The organism is Planktothrix paucivesiculata PCC 9631, assembly GCF_900009265.2.
Classification (GTDB): domain Bacteria; phylum Cyanobacteriota; class Cyanobacteriia; order Cyanobacteriales; family Microcoleaceae; genus Planktothrix; species Planktothrix paucivesiculata.
Genome location: NZ_LR735081.1, coordinates 1 through 935, shown reverse-complemented (window position 1 = coordinate 935; position 935 = coordinate 1). Strand labels below are relative to the sequence as shown.

The window sequence follows — 935 nt, the reverse complement described above, 5'->3', positions numbered from 1 at the left end:
ATCCAAAACCCTGATGTTAAAAGACTTTACAAACCGTAACAAAGCCGTTAATCTAGTAGACATAGATACCAAACGTACCTCGACAAATACATAGCAATCATAACCAAAATGACAACCACGATTCAGCAGCGCGAAAGCGCCTCTATCTGGGAACGGTTTTGTAACTGGGTGACATCCACCAACAACCGCATTTATATCGGTTGGTTCGGTGTTCTGATGATCCCCACCTTATTAACCGCCACCATCTGCTACATCGTCGCCTTCATCGCGGCTCCCCCCGTAGACATCGATGGTATCCGCGAACCCGTTGCTGGTTCACTGTTATACGGAAACAACATCATCTCTGGTGCAGTTGTTCCTTCCTCTAACGCCATTGGTTTACACTTCTACCCCATCTGGGAAGCAGCTTCCTTAGATGAGTGGCTGTACAACGGTGGCCCTTACCAGTTGGTGATTTTTCACTTCCTGATCGGCATCCTGTGCTACATGGGTCGGGAATGGGAATTGTCCTACCGCTTAGGTATGCGTCCTTGGATCTGCGTCGCCTACTCTGCACCCGTTGCAGCAGCAGCCGCCGTGTTCCTGATCTACCCCATCGGTCAAGGTTCATTCTCTGATGGTATGCCCCTGGGCATCTCTGGAACCTTCAACTTCATGTTAGTGTTCCAAGCCGAACACAACATCTTGATGCACCCCTTCCATATGTTGGGAGTTGCTGGAGTCTTTGGTGGTAGCTTGTTCTCCGCCATGCACGGTTCTTTAGTTACCTCTTCCTTGGTGCGTGAAACCACCGAAACCGAGTCACAAAACTACGGTTACAAATTCGGTCAAGAAGAAGAAACCTACAACATCGTTGCAGCCCACGGTTACTTTGGTCGTTTAATCTTCCAATATGCCAGCTTCAACAACAGCCGTAGCTTACACTTCCTGTTAGG

Annotated in this window: 1 protein-coding gene; it reads left to right on the top strand. The window is 48.8% G+C overall.

What is annotated here, in order from left to right; all coding sequences use genetic code 11:
• Window positions 1-108: 108 nt before the first annotated feature.
• The coding region (psbA, locus tag PL9631_RS25675) for a photosystem II q(b) protein (protein ID WP_083624821.1) at window positions 109-935 on the top strand (827 nt) is incomplete at its 3' end.